This window comes from Burkholderia cenocepacia (assembly GCF_014211915.1).
Classification (GTDB): domain Bacteria; phylum Pseudomonadota; class Gammaproteobacteria; order Burkholderiales; family Burkholderiaceae; genus Burkholderia; species Burkholderia orbicola.
This window is the reverse complement of record NZ_CP060039.1, coordinates 1,264,699-1,284,920: the sequence shown is the minus strand read 5'-3', so window position 1 is coordinate 1,284,920 and position 20,222 is coordinate 1,264,699. Positions and strand designations below refer to the sequence as shown.

Here is a 20,222-nt window from a genome sequence, read left to right as displayed (position 1 = left end):
GAAAAAATGACAATCTACCCGGTAATTCTTTGCGGCGGCAGCGGCACCCGCCTTTGGCCCATGTCGCGCGGCGGCTATCCGAAGCAATACTTGAAACTGACAGGCGACCAGACCCTCGTCCAGCAGACGGCTGTCCGCCTTCAGCACATCCCGAGCGCCGCAGCCCCCATCATCGTCACCAACAACGATCAGCGCTTCCTGGTCGCGGAACAACTCCGCCAAGTCAACATCACGCCGTCATCGATCGTGCTCGAGCCGGTAGGCCGCAACACCGCGCCCGCGATCGCGATCGCCGCGCTGCTCGCCCTGCACGAATCGCCTGACGCACTGCTGCTGGTGCTGCCGTCGGATCACGTCATCCTCAACGAGCCCGCATTCATCGCCGCAGCCACAGAGGCAGCGGCGATCGCAGCAGACCAGCACCTCGTCACGTTCGGCATCACGCCAACGGAAGCGCACACCGGCTTCGGCTATATTCGCCGTGGCCCGGCCATCGCAGACGGCAAGCAGGTCTACAAGGTCGACGCATTCGTCGAAAAGCCCGACGCGCCGACGGCCGAACGCTTCCTCAGCGACGGCAACTACTACTGGAACAGCGGCATGTTCATGCTGAAGGCGTCCACGTACATGGAAGAGCTGCATCGCCATGCACCGGAAATCGCCCGTCAGGCAGAACTCGCGTTCGAATCCGCCAAGCGCGACAACGACTTTCTCCGTCTCGACACCGAAGCATTCGCAGCGTGCCCGAACGTCTCGATCGACTACGCGGTGATGGAAAAGACCGAGCGCGCAGCCGTCGTCGCGGCGGCCGATCTCGGCTGGAACGACATCGGGTCGTGGAGCGCGCTTGCGGACATCGCGGCCGCCGACGAACAGGGCAACGCACTCATCGGCGACATCTTCACCGACGCGGTGAAGAACTCGTATATCCGCGCGGAACACCGGATGGTTGCCGCGATCGGCCTCGACAACATCGTGATCGTGGAAACCGCCGACGCCGTGCTGGTCGCGCATCGCGACAAGGCCCAGGACGTCAAGAAAATCGTCGAATGGCTGAACGCGTCCGGCCGCCACGAATCGGTCACGCACCGCCGTGTCATCCGCCCGTGGGGTTCGTACGAAGGCATCGACCAGGGCGACCGCTTCCAGGTCAAGCGCATCATCGTGAACCCGGGCGCACAGTTGAGCCTGCAGATGCACCACCACCGCGCCGAGCACTGGATCGTCGTGAAAGGCACGGCACTGGTCACGAACGGCGACAAGGAAATCATGCTGACCGAGAACCAGTCGACCTACATCCCGCTCGGCGCGACCCATCGGCTGACGAACCCCGGCAAGATCCCGCTCGAACTGATCGAAGTCCAGTCGGGCGCGTATCTCGGCGAAGACGACATCGTCCGCTTCGAAGACACCTACGGACGCGCAGCGAAGTAAACACGACAACGCCCGGGTCGCACGCCGCAACCGGCGTCGATCCGATGCACCAGACGGGTAGCACACACACGCGTCCTGCCCGTTTTTCACTACGTCAACCAATGTCAGCCCGGTTGCCCGCCCCTCCCAGGTCAGGTTATAAAAGCGCCTCCCATTCCGGTGCATGCGCCGCCCTTTTACCCTTGACCTCGGAGAACGCATGATCGATCTCGCCACCGCCCAGCAATTCCTGATGACCCGCGGCCTCGACTTCGGCCTCAACCTCCTCGCCGCGATCGTCTTGTGGTTCGTCGGCCGCTGGGCGATCCGCATCGGTACCCGCCTGCTCGGCAAGGTCGTTCGCCGCAGCGGCAAGGTCGACCCGACGCTCACCGACTACCTGACTTCCGTCGTCGGCGTGCTGCTGACGATCCTGCTGATCCTCGCGATCCTGCAGATCTTCGGCGTGCAGACCACCTCGTTCGCCGCGTTGCTCGCCGGCCTCGGCCTAGCGATCGGCACGGCCTGGGGCGGCCTGCTCGCGCATTTCGCCGCCGGCGTGTTCATGCAGGTGCTGCGCCCGTTCAAGATCGGCGACGTGATCAGCGCGGGCGGCGTCACGGGCACGGTGAAGGAGCTCGGCCTGTTCGGCACGACGATCATCACCGCCGACAACATCGTGACGATCGTCGGCAACAACAAGATCTTCTCGGACAACATCGCGAACTACAGCGCGACGCCGCATCGCCGCGTCGACCTGACCGCGAAGATCGCGCACAGCGTCGACGCGGCCGATGCGATCAACCGCCTGAAGACGCAGATCCAGCAGATCCCGAACGTACTGACCACCCCGGCACCGGACGTCGGCGTGCTGCAGTTCACGCCGGAAGGCCCGCTGCTGTTCGTGCGCCCGTCCACGGCGCCCGAGCACTACTGGCAGGTGTACTGCGACACCAACCGCGTGATCCTCGAGACGTTCCGCGACGCGCAATACCCGACGCCCGAAACTCCGGTCTCGCATCGCACTGCGTAACAGCATCGACGAACGAAAAAAAGCGTGGCAGTTCAGAACTGCCACGCTTTTTTACTGCCGCGAAGAAACGGAACCGCGCGTGCTCAGCGCCCACCCGCCTTCGGCACATTATCCGACTGCTTCCGGCGCACCAGCTTCCACACCGCGCCGAGCGCGACCGGCACGATCGCCGCGCCGATCCCGACCAGCACGATGACATTCAGGTACTGGCGAATGAACGGAATGTTGCCGAAGAAATAGCCGAGCAGCACGAGCAGCAGCACCCACACCAGCGCGCCAATCACGTTGAACAACTGGAAGCGCGCGACGCTCATCGACGACGCGCCCGCGACGAACGGCGCGAACGTGCGCACGACCGGGATGAAGCGCGCGAGCACGATCGTCTTGCCGCCGTGCTTGTCGTAGAACGAGTGGGTCTTCTGCAATGCGGCGCGATCGAGGAACCGCTCGAGCACCGGGATATGCGTATTGAACACCTTCGGGCCGACCCAGCGGCCGATCAGGTAGTTCACGGTGTTGCCGGAAATCGCCGCGACGAGCAGCAGCACGATCAGCAGGCCGACGTTCATTTCGCCCGTGGCCGCGAACGCGCCGCCGATGAACAGCAGCGAATCGCCGGGCAGGAACGGGAACACGACGAGCCCCGTCTCGCAGAACACGATCAGGAACAGGACGAGATAGACCCACGCGCCGTACTGCCGGATGAAATCGCCGAGGAAAGCGTCGATATGCAGGACAAGGTTGACGAAATGAAGCAGCGTATCCAAATGCGATTCCTCGAAGGCGATGGGGCCGGAACGGCCGGGACAGGCCAGACATGGCCGAGGCGCCCGCCAGCCAAGGCGGCGCGTGCAACGGGGTGATGATACCGAAACTACCTTAAGGCTCCGTGAAAAAACGTAACGGCCCGCCACCCGGGCACGCGTTCGTCGCCTCGCTATAATTCGGCCATGTCCGATATCACCGAAACGGCCGCGGGCGCCGCGCCCGCCCCCGCCGCGCGCCCGCTGCGCGCGATTCAGCCCCTGCCCGACCAGCTGATCAGCCAGATCGCCGCCGGCGAGGTCGTCGAACGCCCGGCGTCGGTCGTCAAGGAGCTGCTCGAGAACGCGATGGACGCCGGCGCGACGACGCTGCGCATCGTGCTGGAAGAAGGCGGCGTCAAGCGCATCTCGATCACCGACGACGGCTGCGGGATTCCGCCCGACGAACTGGCGCTCGCGCTGATGCGCCACGCGACCAGCAAGATCCGCTCGCTCGAGGAGCTGGAGGCGGTCGCGACGCTGGGTTTTCGCGGTGAAGCGCTCGCGTCGATCGCGTCGGTCGCCGAGATGTCGATCACGAGCCGGACGGCCGATGCCGCGCATGCGATGAAGATCGATGCGCAGACGGGCGTGCTGTCGCCCGCTGCCGGCTCGATCGGCACGACGATCGAGGTGCGCGAGCTGTACTTCAACACGCCCGCGCGGCGCAAGTTCCTGAAGAGCGAGCAGACCGAATTCGGCCACTGCCTGGAAATGATCCGTCGCGCGGCGCTCGCACGGCCGGACGTCGCGATCTCGGTGCTGCACAACGGCAAGGCCGTCGAGCACTGGAATGCGACCGAGCCCGCGCAGCGCGTCGCGAAGATCCTCGGCGACAGCTTCGCGACCGCGCACCTGCCGCTCGACGAGCAGGCCGGCCCACTCGCCGTCTACGGCTGCGCCGGCCTGCCGACCGCGAGCCGCGGGCGCGCCGACCAGCAGTATTTCTTCGTGAACGGGCGCTTCGTGCGCGACAAGCTGCTGACGCACGCTGTGCGCGCGGCCTATGAGGACGTGCTGCACGGCGACCGTTACCCGTCATACGTGCTGTTCCTCGACCTGCCGCCCGAAGCCGTCGACGTGAACGTGCATCCGTCGAAGATCGAAGTGCGGTTCCGCGATTCGCGCTCGATCCACCAGTACGTGTTCCACGCGGTCCAGCGCGCGCTCGCGCGCCACGCGGGCGCGTCGCCGGAAACCACCGCGGGCGGCCATGCCGCGCATCTCGAACCGGCCCCGCGCGGGCCGGCGTCGTTCCTCGACACGCCGCTCGGTCAGAGTCCGGGCGGCGCCGGCGGCATTGGCGGTAGCGGCGGCAGCGGCTTCTCGTCGCCATCGTCTTCATCGTCGGCGGGCAACACGTGGATGCGCCAGGCGCGGATGACGCAGGGCACGCTGCCCGTCGCGCAGCCGCTCGCGCTCTACGACGCGCTGTTCGGCCGCAAGGACAGCGGCGCGGGCACGCCGGACGGCACGACGCTCATCGCGCGCGATGCGGCCGATTCCACCGACGCCCCGGTCGCGCCGCTGCCGGGCTTCGCCGCGACGCCGCTCGCCGCCGGCGCGCACGACGAGCAGCCGCTCGGCTTCGCGCTCGGCCAGATCCACGGCATCTACGTGCTCGCGCAGAATGCGTACGGGCTCGTGATCGTCGACATGCACGCGGCCCACGAGCGAATCCTGTACGAGCAGTTCAAGAACGCGCTCGCCGACCGCACGGTCGCCGTGCAGTCGCTGCTGCTGCCGATCTCGATGACGGCCACGCCGGTCGAGATCGGCACGGTCGAGGAAGAGCGCGACACGCTCGAATCGCTCGGCTTCGACCTCGCGGTGCTGTCGCCGACGACGCTCGCGATCCGCGCGGTGCCGGCGCTGCTGAAGGATGCCGACCTGCAGTCGCTCGCGCGCGCGGTGCTCGCCGACCTGCACGCGTTCGGCGGCTCGCGGGTGCTCACCGAGCGCCAGCACGAACTGCTCGGCACGCTCGCGTGCCATCACGCGGTGCGCGCGAACCGGCGCCTGACGCTCGACGAGATGAACGCGCTGCTGCGCCAGATGGAGGCAACCGAGCGCGCGGACCAGTGCAATCACGGCCGGCCGACCTGGTATCAGCTCACGCTGAACGATCTCGACCGTCTCTTCATGCGCGGGCAATGAGCGCTTCCTCGCAGTCCCGCCCGACGACGATCGCCTGCCTGCTCGGCCCCACCGCTTCCGGCAAGACCGCGGCGGCGCTGGCGCTCGCCGCGCGCCGCCCGATCGAGATCGTCAGCGTCGATTCGGCGCTCGTCTACCGCGACATGGATATCGGCACCGCGAAACCGTCGCGCGAGGAACGCGCGAGCGTGCCGCATCACCTGATCGACATCATCGACCCGGCGGACGCGTATTCGGCCGCGGAATTCCGCGCCGACACGCTCCGGCTGATCGGCGAGATCGTCGCGCGCGGCTGCACGCCGTTGCTCGCGGGCGGCACGATGCTGTACTACAAGGCGCTGACGCAAGGGCTCAACGACTTGCCGGGCGCCGACCCGGAGGTCCGCGCGGCACTCGACGCCGACGCCGCGCGCGACGGCTGGCCCGCGCTGCACGCGCGGCTCGCGCAGGTCGATCCCGACACGGCCGCGCGGCTCGCGCCGAACGATTCGCAGCGAATCCAGCGTGCACTGGAAATCTTCATGCTGAGCGGACAACCGATGTCGGCGCTGCTCGCCGCGCCGCGCCGCACCGACGATGCGGCCGCAGCGTATCGCTTCGTGCCGGTCGCGCTCGAGCCGTCGGACCGCGCGGTACTGCACGCGCGGATCGCGCAGCGCTTCGACGCGATGCTCGACGCGGGCTTCATCGACGAAGTCGAACGGCTGCGGCGCCGCGACGATCTCCATCCCGACCTGCCGTCGATGCGTTGCGTCGGCTACCGCCAGGCATGGGAATTCCTCGACGGCGATAGCGACTACCGGACGATGCGCGACAAGGGCATCTTCGCGACACGCCAGCTGTGCAAGCGCCAGATCACGTGGCTGCGGGCGATGCCGGAGCGGATCGTGGTCGACTGCATCGCGCCGGATTCGACGGCCCGCGCGCTCGACGCGCTCGAACGCGTGCTCGACGGCCGCACGCCGGACTAACCGCTCAGCCCGCCCGACGCGCCGCCAGGCGCGCGCGCGCGCCGTCGACGATCCATGCGATACCGCGCTCGAACGCTTCGTCGCCGCTGCGCTCGCGCAGCGCGGCCCAGCCTTGCGCGAACAACGGGTATTCGGCCGCATCCGGCAGCAGCGCATCGGTGTCGCCGTCCGGCCGCGCCTGCTCTTCCAGCACCCATCCGACCACGAAGCGCCCGATCGCGACCATCACGTCGACCGCCTCGTCCGGCTTGAAACCCGCTTCACCGAGCAGCGCGACCTTGCGTTCGATCGAACTGAAATGCAGCGCGCGCGGTCGCGTGCCGGCGTGCAGGCGCGCGCCGTCGCGATAGGCGAGCAGCGCGCGGCGAAAACTGCGCGCGTTCTCGGCGAGCCACACATCCCACACGTCGCCCGGTCGGGGCAGCGACTCACCGTGGCGCTCCAGCATGATCGCCTCGGCCATCGCGTCGAGCAGCTCGGCCTTGTTCCTGAAATGCCAGTACAGCGTCGGCGACTGCACGCCGAGCCGCTCGGCGAGCCGCCGCGTGGACAGCCCGTCGATCCCCACCTCGTCCAGCAATTCGAGCGCCGCGCGCAATACCGTGTCGCGCGTCAGTCGCGCGCCTGTGTCTTTCATCTCTATCACCGATAGGGAAACTGTGGAATACTGTGCACTCTATCATCGATAGAGTGATGCTCTTGAATCCGTCCCTGATTGCCATCCTGGCCACGGTCCTGCTCGACGCGATCGGCGTCGGGATCGTGATGCCGATCCTGCCCGGGCTGCTGCGCTCGCTCGCCGCCGCGGGCAGCACCGACACCCACTACGGCGTCCTGCTCGCGCTGTACGCGTTCGCGCAGTTCCTGTGTGCGCCGCTGCTCGGCGCGTTGAGCGACCGTTTCGGCCGCCGCCCGGTGCTGCTCGCGTCGCTGGCCGGCGCCGCGCTCGACTATCTGCTGATGGCGCTCGCGCCGACACTCGCGTGGCTTTACGTCGGCCGGCTGATCGCGGGCATCACCGGCGCGAACGTCGCGGTCGCGACCGCGTACGTGACCGACGTGACGGCCGAACCCGACCGCGCACGGCGCTTCGGCCAGCTCGGCGCGATGATGGGCATCGGCTTCATCGCCGGCCCGTTGATCGGCGGGCTGCTCGGCGTGCTGCATCTGCGTGCGCCGTTCGTCGCGGCCGCGTTGCTCAACGCGCTGAATCTCCTGCTCGTATGGCGCGTGCTGCCGGAATCGCGGCCGCGTTCGGCCCGCGAAGGCCGGGCGGTCGGCGCGCTCAACCCGTTCGCGAGCCTGCGCCGGCTGAGCGGCGCGCCCGCGCTCGCGCCGCTGGTCGGCATCTACGTGATCGTGGCGCTCGTGTCGCAGGCGCCCGCGACGCTGTGGATTCTCTACGGCCAGGAACATTTCGGCTGGTCGACGCCGGTCGCGGGGCTGTCGCTCGCCGGCTACGGCGCGTGCCACGCGCTCGCGCAGGCGTTCGCGATCGGGCCGCTGATCGCGCGGCTCGGCGAGCGGCGCGCGCTCGCGCTGGGCCTCGCGGGCGATGCGCTCGGGCTGGCGATCATCGCGTTCGCGACCGCCGCTTGGGTGCCGTTCGCGCTGCTGCCGCTGTTCGCGGCCGGCGGCATGACGCTGCCGGCATTGCAGGCGATGCTCGCGCGGCAGGTCGACGATGCGCGCCAGGGCGAACTGCAAGGCACGCTGGCGAGCGTGGCGAGCCTGATCGGCGTCGCGGGGCCGCTCGTCGTCACCGCGACCTACGCGGCGACGCGCGCGACGTGGCCGGGGCTCGTGTGGGCCGCCGCCGCACTGCTGTACCTGCTCGTGCCGCCGTTGCTGGCCGGCGCGCGCCCAGCGAACGCGCCGCGAGCGTCCGCATAAGCGTCGGCGTGCGCCGTCGCGCTGAGCCCGCGACCGTCCGAAAAAAAGCCGCCCGGATCGCTCCGGGCGGCTTTTCCTGCTGCATCTGCTTGCCCTGCGTCAGACCACGACCGTCTGCGCCTCGCCTTCGCGGGTCGCACGCACGGTGCCGATCTTCCACACCTGTTCGCCGGCGGCGGTCAGGTCGGCGATCGCCGCGTCGGCATCGGCCGCCGACACGATCACGGCCATGCCGATCCCGCAGTTGAACACGCGGTGCATTTCCGCGTCGGCGACGCCGCCGTGCTCCTGCAGCCACTTGAACAGCGGCGGCAGCGGCCATGCTTTCTGGTCGAGCTCGGCGGTGAGACCTTCGCGCAGCACGCGCGGGATGTTCTCGACGAGGCCGCCGCCCGTGATGTGCGCCATGCCCTTCACCGACAGCTTCTGCATCAGCGCGAGCAGCGGCTTCACGTAGATGCGCGTCGGCGCCATCAGCGCGTCGGCCAGCGAGCGGCCATGGAAATCGGCGGACAGATCCGGGTTCGCGCGCTCGATGATCTTGCGCACGAGCGAGAAGCCGTTCGAATGGATACCGCTCGACGCGAGGCCCAGCACCACGTCGCCTTCGGCGATCGTGCTGCCGTCGATGATCTTGCTCTTCTCGACCGCGCCGACCGCGAAACCGGCCAGGTCGTATTCGCCGTCCGGGTACATGCCCGGCATTTCGGCCGTTTCACCGCCGATCAGCGCGCAGCCCGACAGTTCGCAGCCCTGCGCGATGCCCTTGACGACCGTTACGGCCGTGTCGACGTCGAGCTTGCCGCACGCGAAGTAGTCGAGGAAGAACAGCGGCTCGGCGCCCTGCACGAGGATGTCGTTCACGCTCATCGCGACCAGATCCTGGCCGACCGTGTCGTGTTTGTTCAGATGAAACGCGAGCTTGAGCTTGGTGCCGACGCCGTCGGTGCCCGACACGAGCACGGGCTCCTTGTACTTCTTCGGCACTTCGAACAGCGCGCCGAACCCGCCGATGCCGCCGAGCACGCCGTCGCGCAGGGTTTTCTTCGCAAAAGGCTTGATCTTGTCGATGAGCGCGTCGCCTGCGTCGATGTCGACACCTGCGTCGCGATAGGACAGACCCTGAGCGTCGGGAGCGGATTTCGGAGGATTCATGGGGGAATGCGAGAAGGTCGGTAAAATGCGATTTTACCCGAAGCCGGCCCGTTGGCCGGAATTCCCAGCACCGAATCGTCAGGGATTGCATCTTGGTCAACACGTCCCCGTTTTCATCGCCGGGCGAAGCGCGCCGAAACCCGCGCCGCGCCGCCGTGCGTACGGTCGCGCGTGAAGCCAGCCGAGGCGCCTTCCCCCGCGCGTGCCCGGCGTACGGCGCGCGTTTTTTCAACCGATCCGCATTGTGACTGCTGTGTCCCGTCAACTGACGCTCGATCTCGGCACGCCGCCGCCCGCCACGTTCGACAACTTCATCATGAGCGACGAGAACGACGAGCTCGTCACGCGCCTGCAGAAGCTCGATCTCGCGCTCGCGGCCGGCCCCGTGCCGGACCGGTCGTTCTACATCTGGGGCGAGCCGGGCAGCGGCCGCACCCACCTGCTGCAGGCGCTCGTGAGCGACGCGTCGTACGGCTATGCGCGCTACCTGACGCCGCAGAGCCCGCTCGGCGCGTTCACGTTCGACCCGCGCATCGGCATCTACGCGATCGACGACTGCGACCGGATGAGCGACACGCAGCAGGTCGCGCTGTTCAACCTGTTCAACGAAGTGCGCGCGCACCCGTCGAGCGCGTTCGTCGCGGCGGGCCCGGCGGCGCCGCTCGCGCTCGACGTGCGCGAGGATCTGCGCACGCGCCTCGGCTGGGGGCTCGTGTTCCACCTGTCGCCGCCGTCCGACGCCGGCAAGATCGCCGTGCTCAAGCTCGCGGCGAAGGAGCGCGGGATCGCGCTCACCGACGACATCGCCGCGTACCTGCTGACCCATTTCCGCCGCGACATGCCGAGCCTGATGGCCCTGCTCGACGCGCTCGACCGCTTCTCGCTCGAGCAAAAGCGAGCGGTCACGCTGCCGCTGCTGCGCCGGATGCTCGCGCGTCCCGGCGACGACATCACACCACCGGGCACGGGCCCGAACCGCTTCGAGTAAAATGCGCTTCCATGACTAATCTGGCACTCTTTGACCTCGATCACACGCTGATCCCGACCGATAGCGACCACGAATGGGGTCGCTTCATGGTGAAGCTCGGCATCGTCGACGCGGAAAGCTTCTCGCGTCAGAACGACCAGTTCTTCGCCGACTACAAGGCCGGCCGGCTCGACATCCACGCGTACCTCACGGCGATGCTCACGCCGCTCGCGAAGTATTCGCGCGCGCAGCTGGCCGAATGGCACGAGCAGTACATGCACGAGGTGATCCGGCCGGCGATGACGCCCGCCGCGCTCGAACTGGTACGCAAGCACCTCGATGCGGGCGACCTGTGCTGCGTCGTGACGGCGACCAACGAATTCATCACGCGCCCGATCGCGACCGCGTTCGGCGTCGACACGCTGATCGCGTGCGAGGTCGAAACGACCGACGGGCATCCCGATTCGCCGTACACGGGCCGGCCGACCGGCACGCCGAGCTATCGCGAAGGCAAGATCGTGCGCACCGAAGCGTGGCTCGCATCGCTCGGCAAGCATTGGGACGACTTCGAACACAGCTATTTCTACAGCGACTCGCACAACGACATCCCGCTGCTCGAGAAAGTCACCGACCCGATCGCGACCAACCCTGACGACACGCTGCGCGCGCATGCAAGCAACCGCGGCTGGCGTATCCTCGATCTCTTCTGAACGTCGTGATCAAAAAATTCATTCGCAAGCTCCTCGGCCAGGACGAAACCGAGCAAACGCATCCCGCAGCGGCCCCGGCCGACAAAGCGGCCCCTGCTGCCCCGCGCACCCCGAAGGGCGCCCGCGGCGGCGGCGCGAAGAAACCGCGCAGCAACCATGAGCCAACCGTCGTGCCGGCCAGCGTGCACGGCATCAACCCGGCGCTGATCTCGAAGAACGCGGTGCGCGTGACCGACACGCTGCAGCAGGCGGGTTTCCGCGCGTTCATCGTCGGCGGCGCCGTGCGCGACCTGCTGCTCGGCATCGCGCCGAAGGATTTCGACGTCGCGACCGACGCGACGCCGACCGAGGTGCAGCGCCTGTTCCGCCGCGCGCGCCTGATCGGCCGCCGCTTCCAGATCGTCCACGTGCAGTTCGGACAGGACCTGATCGAAGTGTCGACGTTCCGCGCGCTGGTCGACGCGCCGCCCGAGGCGGCCACAGCCGAGCCGCCGCGGCGCCTGAAGCGCGACGAACTCGATCGCCGCACGCATGCGGTCGACGCGAGCGGCCGCGTGCTGCGCGACAACGTGTGGGGCGAGCAGCACGAGGACGCCGCACGCCGCGACTTCACGATCAACGCGATGTACTACGACCCGTCGACGCAGACGGTGCTCGACTACCACGACGGGATGGCCGACGTCCGCGCCCGCCTGTTGCGGATGATCGGCGATCCGGCCACGCGCTTTCGCGAGGATCCGGTGCGGATGCTGCGCGTTGTGCGCTTCGCGGCGAAGCTCGGCTTCGAGATCGAACCGCATACGCGCGAGCCGATCCACGCGCTCGCCGACCTGATCAACAACGTGCCCGCCGCACGCCTGTTCGACGAAATGCTGAAGCTGCTGCTGTCGGGCCACGCGCTCGCCTGCCTGCAGCGGCTGCGCAAGGAAGGCCTGCATCACGGGCTGCTGCCGCTCCTCGACGTCGTGCTCGAACAGCCGCAGGGCGAGAAATTCATCACGCTTGCGCTGAACAACACCGACGCGCGCGTGCGCGCCGGCAAGCCGGTGTCGCCGGGCTTCCTGTTCGCGACGCTGCTGTGGCACGACATGCGCCAGCGCTTCGAGCAATACACGGCCGCGGGCGAAATCCCGGTGCCGGCGCTCCATCGCGCGATGGACGACGTGCTCGACATGCAGACCGAGAAACTCGCGATCCACAAGCGTTATTCGGCCGACATGCGCGAGATCTGGGGCCTGCAGCTGCGCCTCGAGAAGCGCTCGGGCCGCAGCGCGATGCGGCTGCTGGAACACCAAAGGTTTAGAGCGGGGTATGATTTCCTCCTGTTACGCTGCGAATCCGGCGAGCTCGATGCGGAAGTCGGACAGTGGTGGACGGATTTCATCGAAGGCGACGCGGCCGCTCGCGAGGCATTGCTCACGCAGGGCGGCTCGAAGGAAAAATCGCCCCGCAAGCGGCGCCGCCGCGGCGGTGCACGAAACCGCAAGCCGGGTGAAGGTGCCGCCGAGCAGGCACCGGATGCCGCGGGCGATACCGCGAGCGGTTCCGACGACTGACGCGCGCGCCGGCGAACGACGTAGGAAGTGATGCCATGACGGTTGCATATATCGGACTGGGGGCGAATCTCGGCGATGCGCGCCAGACCCTGAAGGACGCGGTGGTGTGCCTCGCGCAGCAGCGCACCATCTCGATCCTCGGCAAGTCGAGCCTGTATCGCACGGCGCCTTTCGAAGCGGGCGGCGACGACTACTACAACTGCGTCGTCAAGCTCGACACGACGCTGTCGGCCCGCGAGCTGCTCGCGCTCTGCCAGAAGATCGAACATCACTTCGGCCGCGAGCGCCCGTATCGCAATGCGCCGCGCACGCTCGACCTCGACATCCTGCTGTACGGCGCCGATTCGATCGACGAACCCGACCTGATCGTCCCGCACCCGCGCCTCACCGACCGCGCATTCGCGCTCGTGCCGCTCGTCGAGATCGAGCCGGCGCTCGACATCCCGCGCGCGGCCGTGCCGACGCCTTTCTCGCCGCCGTCGCGGATCAGCGCGTCGAAAAGGTGCAAACCTGCCAGTGCCTGATGCAGAAGGCGCTCGCTGCCGGCGAAGACGCCGACAAGACCCGCTGCCGATGAACTCGACTCCGCTGACCGTCACCGCGCCCGACCTTCGCGCCCCGCACCGCTATCTCGTGATCGAAGGGCCGATCGGCGTCGGCAAGACGTCGCTCGCGCGCCTGCTCGGCGAGCGCTGGTCGATGCAGACGCTGCTCGAGCGCCCGCAGGACAATCCGTTCCTCGAACGCTTCTACCGCGACACCGCGCGCTACGCGCTGCCGGTCCAGCTGTCGTTCGCGCTGCAGCGGGCGCAGCAGGCGCGCGAGCTGATCGGCGCGCTCGAAACCGGCCGCCCCGTCATCGCCGATTTCATGCCGCAGAAGAACGACATCTTCGCGCGGCTGAACCTGCCGGAAGACGAGTGGCAGCTGTATCGCTCGATCGCCACGCACGTCGACGTGCCGCAGGCGCCGTCGCCCGATCTCGTCGTCTATCTGCAGGCCAGCCCCGAAGTGCTGTTCTCGCGCATCCAGAAGCGCGGGCTGCCGATGGAACTGCAGATCAGCGACGCGTACCTGCGCTCGCTGGTCGACGCGTACAACGAATTCTTCTACCACTACGACCGCACGCCGGTGCTGACGGTCGCAGCCGAACACCTGAACCCGCTGGATTCCCCGAAGATCTCGCCCTGCTGGTCGAGCGCATCGAGACGATGCGCGGCCGCAAGGAATTCTTCGTCAAGGGCGAGACGACGCGCTGACGCGTCCCGCCTGTCGTTCTACCCCCATCGACCCGGATTTCCCATGACCTATCTCCAGGAATCGAGCCGGCCTGCCGTGACGGTACCCAAGCTGCAGGCAATGCGCGACGCCGGCGAGAAGATCGCGATGCTCACGTGCTACGACGCGAGCTTTTCCGCGCTGCTCGATCGCGCCGGCACCGACGTGCTGCTGATCGGCGATTCGCTCGGCAACGTGCTGCAGGGCCACACGACCACGCTGCCCGTGTCGATCGACGACATCGCGTACCACACCGCCTGTGTCGCACGGGCGCAGCCGCGCGCGCTCGTCGTCGCCGATCTGCCGTTCGGCACGTACGGCACGCCGGTCGACGCGTTCGCGAACGCGGTCAAGCTGATGCGCGCGGGCGCGCAGATGGTCAAGCTCGAAGGCGGCGAATGGCTCGCCGACACGATCCGCTTCCTCGTCGAACGCTCGGTGCCCGTCTGTGCGCACCTCGGCCTCACGCCGCAGTCGGTGCATGCGTTCGGCGGCTTCAAGGTTCAGGGCAAGACCGAAGCCGGCGCCGCGCAACTGCTGCGCGATGCGCGCGCGATCGAGGATGCCGGCGCGCAGCTCGTCGTGCTCGAAGCCGTGCCGACGCTCGTCGCGGCCGAAGTCACGCACATGCTGAAGATCCCGACGATCGGCATCGGCGCCGGCGTCGACTGCTCGGGGCAGGTACTCGTGCTGCACGACATGCTCGGCGTATTCCCCGGCAAGCGGCCGCGTTTCGTGAAGGATTTCATGCAGGGGCAGCCGAACATTCAGGCGGCCGTCGAAGCCTACGTGAGCGCGGTGAAGGATCGGTCGTTCCCCGGCCCCGAACACTCGTTCTGACGTGGAAGACCGGATGTAAAAAAGCGCGGCGCCCTTTGCGGGGCGCCGCGCTTTTTCGTTTGTGCGCCGCGTGGATGAACGGGTTCGTCGCGCCGGAGCAAGCATACGGTGCCCCGCTCCGTCACCTCGTCACTTCAGCACCGCGTCGAGCGCACCGCGCAGCGCATTGGTCAGCAGCAGCCCTTGCGCGCGTGCGAGATCGTCGCGCGTCACCACGCGCTCCGCCGCTCCGAATGCGCGATCGTCGAGCAGCACCCCGCGCATCACGCCCGGCAGCACGCCGGACACCAGCGGCGGCGTCACCCACTGGCCGTCGAGCTTCACGAACAGGTTCGAGCGCCCACCTTCCGTCACCTCGCCGCGCTCGTTGACGAACAGCATGTCGAACCCGCCGAGCGCCTCCGCCACCTGCCACGCGCGGTCGTATTCGGCCCGGCGCGTGGTCTTGTGCAGCAGCAGTGCATCGCTCGCGCGGGTCGGCGCGAAGCCGTGCGCGGCTGCCAGCAGCACGCCGACCGGCCCTGCCGGCAGCGGTTTGAGCGGCGCCGCAACGATCTCGATCGTGCCGTCCTTCGCCAGCGTGAGCTTCATCCGGTACGCGCCGTCGCCGCCGAGCGCCGCGCAGCGTGCATCGATCTCGCGACGCAGCGCGTCGGCGTCGAAGCGGAAGCCGAATGCATCGGCGCTGCGCTGCAGCCGCGCGAGATGGCGATCGAGATGGCGGATGCCGTCCGCCCGCGTGGCGGCCGTCGTTTCGAACAACTGGAAGCCGGGGTCGGCGTCCGTCAGGAATCGCGCTTTCAATTCGCACTCCGCATATTCGTCGGCCGCGACGCTGTCGAGCACGATGCCCGCGCCAACGCCCATCGTGCCGCGCCGCCGGCCGACGGTGGCGGTGCCCGTGCCGTCCGCGCCGTCCGCGCCGTCCGCGCCGTCCGTGTCGTTGTTGTCGACGTCGACCGCATCGAGCGTCAGCGTCCGGATCGCCACCGACAGGCAGAAATCGCCGCAACCGGCCACGCCGCCGGACGCTGCAGCGCCTGCCTGCCCTGCCTCGTCCTTCGGCGCATCGAGCCAGCCGATTGCACCCGTATAGAGTCCGCGCGGCGTCGACTCGATCGCGTCGATCAGTTCCATCGTCTTGTACTTCGGCGCACCGGTGATCGATCCGCACGGAAACAGCGCGCGCAACATCTGCGCGAACGTCGTGCCGTCGCGCCAGCCGGCTTCGACCGTCGACGTCATCTGCCACACCGACGCATACGGCTCGACGGAGAAGAGCGCCGGCACCTTGACGGTGCCCGTGCGCGCGATCCGCGACACGTCGTTGCGCAGCAGATCGACGATCATCACGTTCTCCGCGCGATTCTTCGGATCGCTCGCGAGGAACGCGGCGGCCGCCGCGTCTTCGCGCGGATCGGCCGAACGCGACGCGGTGCCCTTCATCGGCCGCGCGCGCAGCACGTCGCCCTGCTTCTCGACGAACAGCTCGGGCGAGCACGATACGACCCACGCGCCGCCGGGCAGCGCGATCAGCGCGCCGTACCGGACGGGCTGGCGCGCGCGCAGCCGCCGGTACAGCGCGAGCGGCGTGCCGAACACGTCGAAATTCAGCCGGTACGTGTAGTTGACCTGATACGAATCGCCCGCGCGCAGCGCGTCGTGCACCGCGCCGATCGCCGCATCGAACGCATCGCGCGACACGCTCTTCGCGACATGCGCGACACCCGCGATCGACGGCGTGCCGCCGCCGTCCTGCTGCGCGAGCCACGCGTCGACTTCGTCGCGCGACAGCCGCTCGCAGCACGCATACAGCAAAAAGCGCAGCGGGGCATGGCCCGGCTGCGCCCGTTGCAGGTTGCGTCCGAATGCGTAATCGCCGACGACGACCGCATGCAGCCCGTCGCGCAAATCCTGCGCGAGCGCCGCATCGATGGCGTCGAGCTGCGCCGGGTCCGTGCACACGCGTTCGCGCACGAAGCCCGAATACAAACGACTCGACCGCGCGGACGCGGTCGAGTCGCAATCGTCCAAGAGCGCGAACGACGCGCTCTCGTTGCCTTCAGTCATGCCGTTACTCGAAGAAGCTCTTCACACGGTCGAACCAGCTCTTGCTCTGCGGGCTGTGACGCGCACCGCCTTCGGCCAGCGACTTCTCGAACTGCTTGAGCAGGTCGCGCTGCTGGTCGGTCAGCTTCACGGGCGTCTCGACCTGCACGTGCACGTACAGATCGCCCGCGATGCTCGAGCGCAACCCCTTGATGCCCTTGCCGCGCAGGCGGAACGTCTTGCCCGACTGCGTGCCTTCCGGCACCGGGAACGACGCACGGCCGGCCAGCGTCGGCACCTCGATCTCGCCGCCGAGTGCGGCGGTCGTGAACGGGATCGGCATCTGGCAGTGGAGATCGTCGCCGTCGCGCTCGAACACCGAGTGCGGCTTGATGTGGATCTCGACGTACAGGTCGCCCGGCGGCCCGCCGTTGATGCCAGGCTCGCCGTTGCCGGCCGAGCGGATCCGCATCCCGTCGTCGATCCCGGCCGGGATCTTCACTTCGAGCGTCTTGGTTTCCTTCACCTTGCCCGACCCGTGGCAATGCGCGCACGGCTCGGGGATATAGGTGCCCGTGCCGTGACACTTCGGGCAGGTCTGCTGGATGCTGAAGAAGCCCTGCGACATGCGCACCGTGCCCTGGCCATGACAGGTCGGGCAGGTTTCCGGCTTCGTGCCGGGCTTCGCGCCCGACCCGTGGCAAACCTCGCACGACACCCAGCTCGGCACGCGGATCTGCGTGTCGTAGCCATGCGCGGCCTGCTCGAGCGTGATTTCCATGCTGTAGCGCAGGTCGGCGCCGCGGTACACCTGCGGGCCACCGCGGCCGCCGCGCGCGGCGCCGCCCGCAGCCTGGCCGAAGATGTCGCCGAAGATGTCGCCGAATGCATCCGCGAAGCCGCCGAAACCCTGTGCGCCCGCACCACCCATGTTCGGATCGACGCCCGCGTGGCCGTACTGGTCGTACGCGGCCCGCTTCTGACCATCCGAGAGCATTTCATAGGCTTCCTTCGCCTCCTTGAAATGCTCTTCCGCATCCTTGCTGTCCGGATTGCGGTCAGGGTGATACTTCATCGCAAGCTTGCGATATGCCTTCTTGATTTCGTCGTCGCTCGCATTCTTCGCGACGCCCAGAACCTCGTAGTAATCCCGTTTCGCCATATCGATTCACTGTGCCGCCACGCATCGCGCACGCGGCGGCTCCTTTCGCCCGCAGTAAAGTCTCTCGACTCGTCTGGCGCTGCACCGTCCGCGAACGGCTCGCGCAGCACCCGCCAAAAAACAAATGTGCCCGGAGGGCCGCAAGGCCCGCCAGGCGTGGAGTCGATCCGGCCATCCGGAAGGAAAGACAGACCGCTTGTCAGCCGCGCCGCGCGCGTTTTCGCGCGCGCGGCGTACGGTGTCATTGCAACCCGGCTTAGTCCTTCTTCACTTCCTTGAACTCGGCGTCGACGACGTCGTCGGCAGCCTGTTGCGCACCGCCCGCGTGGGCCGCACCTTCCGCCGCACCGGCCGCGCCGGCCGCACCCGCCTGCTGGGCCTGCATGTCGGCGTACATCTTCTCGCCGAGCTTCTGCGAAACCTTGCCGAGTTCCTCGACCTTCGCGTCGATCGCCGCCTTGTCGGCCGACGTGTCCTTCAGCACTTCTTCAAGCGACTTCAGCGACGCTTCGATGGCTTCCTTCTCGCCCGCATCCAGCTTGTCGCCGTACTCGGTCAGCGCCTTCTTCGTGCTGTGCACCAGCGCGTCGCCCTGGTTGCGGGAATCGGCCAGCTCGCGCAGCTTGTGGTCTTCCGCTGCGTTCGCTTCCGCGTCCTTGATCATCTGGTCGATTTCTGCCTCGGACAGCCCCGAGTTCGCCTTGATCGTGATCTTGTTTTCCTTGCCGGTCGCCTTGTCCTTCGCGCCGACGTGCAGGATGCCGTTCGCGTCGATATCGAAGGTCACTTCGATCTGCGGCACGCCGCGCGGTGCCGGCGGGATGCCTTCGAGGTTGAACTCGCCGAGCAGCTTGTTGCCCGCTGCCATTTCGCGTTCGCCCTGGAACACCTTGATCGTCACGGCGCTCTGGTTGTCGTCGGCCGTCGAGTACACCTGGGCGTGCTTCGTCGGGATCGTCGTGTTCTTGTTGATCATCTTCGTCATCACGCCGCCGAGCGTCTCGATACCGAGCGACAGCGGGGTCACGTCGAGCAGCAGCACGTCCTTGCGGTCGCCCGACAGCACCTGGCCCTGGATCGCCGCGCCGACCGCGACGGCTTCGTCCGGGTTCACGTCACGGCGCGGATCCTTGCCGAAGAACTCCTTCACCTTCTCCATGACCTTCGGCATGCGGGTCTGGCCGCCGACCAGGATCACGTCGTCGATGTCCGACACCTTGACGCCTGCGTCCTTGATCGCGATGCGGCACGGTTCGATCGTGCGCTCGACGAGGTCTTCCACCAGCGCTTCCAGCTTCGCGCGGGTGATCTTCAGGTTCAAGTGCTTCGGGCCCGACGCGTCCGCCGTGATGTACGGCAGGTTGATTTCGGTCTGCTGGCCCGACGACAGCTCGATCTTCGCCTTTTCAGCGGCTTCCTTCAGGCGCTGCAGCGCGAGCACGTCCTTCGACAGGTCGACGCCCTGCTCCTTCTTGAACTCGCCGATGATGTAATCGATGATGCGCTGGTCGAAGTCTTCGCCGCCGAGGAACGTGTCGCCGTTGGTCGACAGCACTTCGAACTGCATTTCGCCGTCGACGTCCGCGATCTCGATGATCGACACGTCGAACGTACCGCCGCCGAGGTCATACACGGCGATCTTGCGGTCGCCCTTCTCGGCCTTGTCGAGGCCGAACGCGAGCGCGGCCGCGGTCGGCTCGTTGATGATCCGCTTGACTTCGAGGCCCGCGATGCGGCCGGCGTCCTTGGTCGCCTGGCGCTGACTGTCGTTGAAGTACGCCGGCACCGTGATCACAGCTTCCGTGACCGGCTCGCCGAGGTAGTCTTCGGCCGTCTTCTTCATCTTGCGCAGCACTTCAGCCGAGACCTGCGGCGGCGCGAGCTTTTCGCCGTGCGCTTCGACCCATGCGTCGCCGTTGTCGGCCTTGATGATCGAGTACGGCATCAGGCCGATGTCCTTCTGGACTTCCTTCTCTTCGAAGCGGCGGCCGATCAGGCGCTTCACCGCGAACAGCGTGTTCTTCGGGTTGGTCACCGACTGGCGCTTGGCCGGCGCGCCGACGAGCACTTCGTTGTCGTCCATGTACGCGATGATCGACGGCGTGGTGCGCGCACCTTCCGAGTTCTCGATGACCTTGACCTGGTTGCCTTCCATGATGGCGACGCACGAGTTCGTGGTGCCGAGGTCAATACCGATGATCTTTCCCATTTTTTCCTAATCTCCAGAAATGCTTG

At 67.5% G+C, this 20,222-nt stretch carries 15 protein-coding genes and 2 pseudogenes; 11 read left to right on the top strand and 6 right to left on the bottom strand.

What is annotated here, in order from left to right; translation table 11 throughout:
• The first annotated feature begins 6 nt into the window (after positions 1-6).
• Together SY91_RS06000 and SY91_RS05995 are read left to right on the top strand one after the other, a co-directional pair.
• Positions 7-1,434 carry a mannose-1-phosphate guanylyltransferase/mannose-6-phosphate isomerase gene (locus SY91_RS06000; protein WP_043887592.1) on the top strand — a complete coding sequence of 476 codons (1,428 nt, stop codon included), beginning with the start codon at positions 7-9 and terminating at the stop codon, positions 1,432-1,434.
• Positions 1,435-1,633: 199 nt separating this feature from the next.
• Positions 1,634-2,446: a mechanosensitive ion channel family protein gene (locus tag SY91_RS05995; protein WP_023476335.1), complete on the top strand. Its 813-nt coding sequence runs from the start codon at positions 1,634-1,636 to the stop codon at positions 2,444-2,446.
• 83 nt (positions 2,447-2,529) lie between these two features.
• Here the strand turns inward: SY91_RS05995 and SY91_RS05990 are convergent, their stop codons facing one another.
• Entirely contained in the window at positions 2,530-3,213 is a 684-nt protein-coding gene (locus SY91_RS05990; RefSeq protein ID WP_023476336.1) for a DedA family protein, read from the bottom strand.
• Positions 3,214-3,396: 183 nt separating this feature from the next.
• Here SY91_RS05990 and mutL point away from each other — a divergent pair, with 183 nt between their 5' ends.
• Positions 3,397-5,406, top strand: coding sequence for a DNA mismatch repair endonuclease MutL (gene mutL / locus SY91_RS05985; protein ID WP_023476338.1), 2,010 nt, complete (start codon positions 3,397-3,399; stop codon positions 5,404-5,406).
• Positions 5,403-6,377, top strand: coding sequence for a tRNA (adenosine(37)-N6)-dimethylallyltransferase MiaA (miaA, locus tag SY91_RS05980; protein WP_023476339.1), 975 nt, complete (start codon positions 5,403-5,405; stop codon positions 6,375-6,377). Before mutL ends, miaA begins: the two co-directional genes overlap by 4 nt.
• A 4-nt stretch (positions 6,378-6,381) precedes the next feature.
• Here the strand turns inward: miaA and tetR are convergent, their stop codons facing one another.
• Positions 6,382-7,014, bottom strand: coding sequence for a tetracycline resistance transcriptional repressor TetR (tetR, locus tag SY91_RS05975; RefSeq protein ID WP_023476340.1), 633 nt, complete (start codon positions 7,012-7,014; stop codon positions 6,382-6,384).
• A 62-nt stretch (positions 7,015-7,076) separates the two neighbouring features.
• Here tetR and tet point away from each other — a divergent pair, with 62 nt between their 5' ends.
• Positions 7,077-8,270: a Tet(A)/Tet(B)/Tet(C) family tetracycline efflux MFS transporter gene (tet, locus tag SY91_RS05970; RefSeq protein WP_404990063.1), complete on the top strand. Its 1,194-nt coding sequence runs from the start codon at positions 7,077-7,079 to the stop codon at positions 8,268-8,270.
• Between the two features lie 99 nt (positions 8,271-8,369).
• On the opposite strand, the gene purM is transcribed toward tet, so the two are convergent.
• Positions 8,370-9,425: a phosphoribosylformylglycinamidine cyclo-ligase gene (purM, locus tag SY91_RS05965; protein WP_023477674.1), complete on the bottom strand. Its 1,056-nt coding sequence runs from the start codon at positions 9,423-9,425 to the stop codon at positions 8,370-8,372.
• A gap of 253 nt (positions 9,426-9,678) precedes the next feature.
• Here purM and hda point away from each other — a divergent pair, with 253 nt between their 5' ends.
• The 6 genes and pseudogenes from hda to panB all read left to right on the top strand — a co-directional run bounded on the left by hda (position 9,679) and on the right by panB (position 14,776).
• The gene (hda, locus tag SY91_RS05960) at positions 9,679-10,413 is read left to right on the top strand and encodes a DnaA regulatory inactivator Hda (RefSeq protein WP_012327945.1); all 735 of its coding nucleotides are present in this window, start codon (positions 9,679-9,681) and stop codon (positions 10,411-10,413) included.
• An 11-nt stretch (positions 10,414-10,424) separates the two neighbouring features.
• Positions 10,425-11,102: an HAD family hydrolase gene (locus tag SY91_RS05955; RefSeq protein WP_043888533.1), complete on the top strand. Its 678-nt coding sequence runs from the start codon at positions 10,425-10,427 to the stop codon at positions 11,100-11,102.
• Between the two features lie 5 nt (positions 11,103-11,107).
• A complete protein-coding gene (gene pcnB / locus SY91_RS05950) occupies positions 11,108-12,658 on the top strand; it encodes a polynucleotide adenylyltransferase PcnB (RefSeq protein WP_023477676.1) in 1,551 nt (516 codons plus the stop codon).
• A 35-nt stretch (positions 12,659-12,693) separates the two neighbouring features.
• Positions 12,694-13,235 (top strand): annotated as a pseudogene (gene folK, locus SY91_RS05945) (2-amino-4-hydroxy-6-hydroxymethyldihydropteridine diphosphokinase).
• Positions 13,232-13,917, top strand: a pseudogene (locus SY91_RS05940) (deoxynucleoside kinase). The pseudogenes folK and SY91_RS05940 overlap by 4 nt, the downstream one beginning before the upstream one ends.
• A gap of 43 nt (positions 13,918-13,960) precedes the next feature.
• Complete coding sequence (panB, locus tag SY91_RS05935; protein WP_006476834.1) at positions 13,961-14,776, top strand: 3-methyl-2-oxobutanoate hydroxymethyltransferase; 816 nt, start codon at positions 13,961-13,963, stop codon at positions 14,774-14,776.
• Between the two features lie 129 nt (positions 14,777-14,905).
• On the opposite strand, the gene SY91_RS05930 is transcribed toward panB, so the two are convergent.
• The 3 genes from SY91_RS05930 to dnaK all read right to left on the bottom strand — a co-directional run bounded on the left by SY91_RS05930 (position 14,906) and on the right by dnaK (position 20,196).
• Positions 14,906-16,846, bottom strand: coding sequence for a chorismate-binding protein (locus tag SY91_RS05930; RefSeq protein ID WP_023477679.1), 1,941 nt, complete (start codon positions 16,844-16,846; stop codon positions 14,906-14,908).
• A 4-nt stretch (positions 16,847-16,850) separates the two neighbouring features.
• A complete protein-coding gene (gene dnaJ / locus SY91_RS05925; protein ID WP_006476837.1) occupies positions 16,851-17,987 on the bottom strand; it encodes a molecular chaperone DnaJ in 1,137 nt (378 codons plus the stop codon).
• A gap of 256 nt (positions 17,988-18,243) precedes the next feature.
• On the bottom strand, positions 18,244-20,196 hold the full coding sequence (gene dnaK, locus SY91_RS05920) for a molecular chaperone DnaK (protein ID WP_023477680.1): 1,953 nt from the start codon (positions 20,194-20,196) through the stop codon (positions 18,244-18,246).
• Positions 20,197-20,222: the final 26 nt, after the last annotated feature.

Coding starts and splice junctions, on each gene's coding strand:
- SY91_RS05995 (WP_023476335.1), top strand. CDS start 1,634: ATGATCGATCTCGCCACCGCCCAGCAATTCCTGATGACCCGCGGCCTC.
- mutL (WP_023476338.1), top strand. CDS start 3,397: ATGTCCGATATCACCGAAACGGCCGCGGGCGCCGCGCCCGCCCCCGCC.
- tetR (WP_023476340.1), bottom strand. CDS start 7,014: ATGAAAGACACAGGCGCGCGACTGACGCGCGACACGGTATTGCGCGCG.
- panB (WP_006476834.1), top strand. CDS start 13,961: ATGACCTATCTCCAGGAATCGAGCCGGCCTGCCGTGACGGTACCCAAG.
- SY91_RS05930 (WP_023477679.1), bottom strand. CDS start 16,846: ATGACTGAAGGCAACGAGAGCGCGTCGTTCGCGCTCTTGGACGATTGC.
- miaA (WP_023476339.1), top strand. CDS start 5,403: ATGAGCGCTTCCTCGCAGTCCCGCCCGACGACGATCGCCTGCCTGCTC.
- SY91_RS06000 (WP_043887592.1), top strand. CDS start 7: ATGACAATCTACCCGGTAATTCTTTGCGGCGGCAGCGGCACCCGCCTT.
- purM (WP_023477674.1), bottom strand. CDS start 9,425: ATGAATCCTCCGAAATCCGCTCCCGACGCTCAGGGTCTGTCCTATCGC.
- dnaK (WP_023477680.1), bottom strand. CDS start 20,196: ATGGGAAAGATCATCGGTATTGACCTCGGCACCACGAACTCGTGCGTC.
- SY91_RS05955 (WP_043888533.1), top strand. CDS start 10,425: ATGACTAATCTGGCACTCTTTGACCTCGATCACACGCTGATCCCGACC.
- dnaJ (WP_006476837.1), bottom strand. CDS start 17,987: ATGGCGAAACGGGATTACTACGAGGTTCTGGGCGTCGCGAAGAATGCG.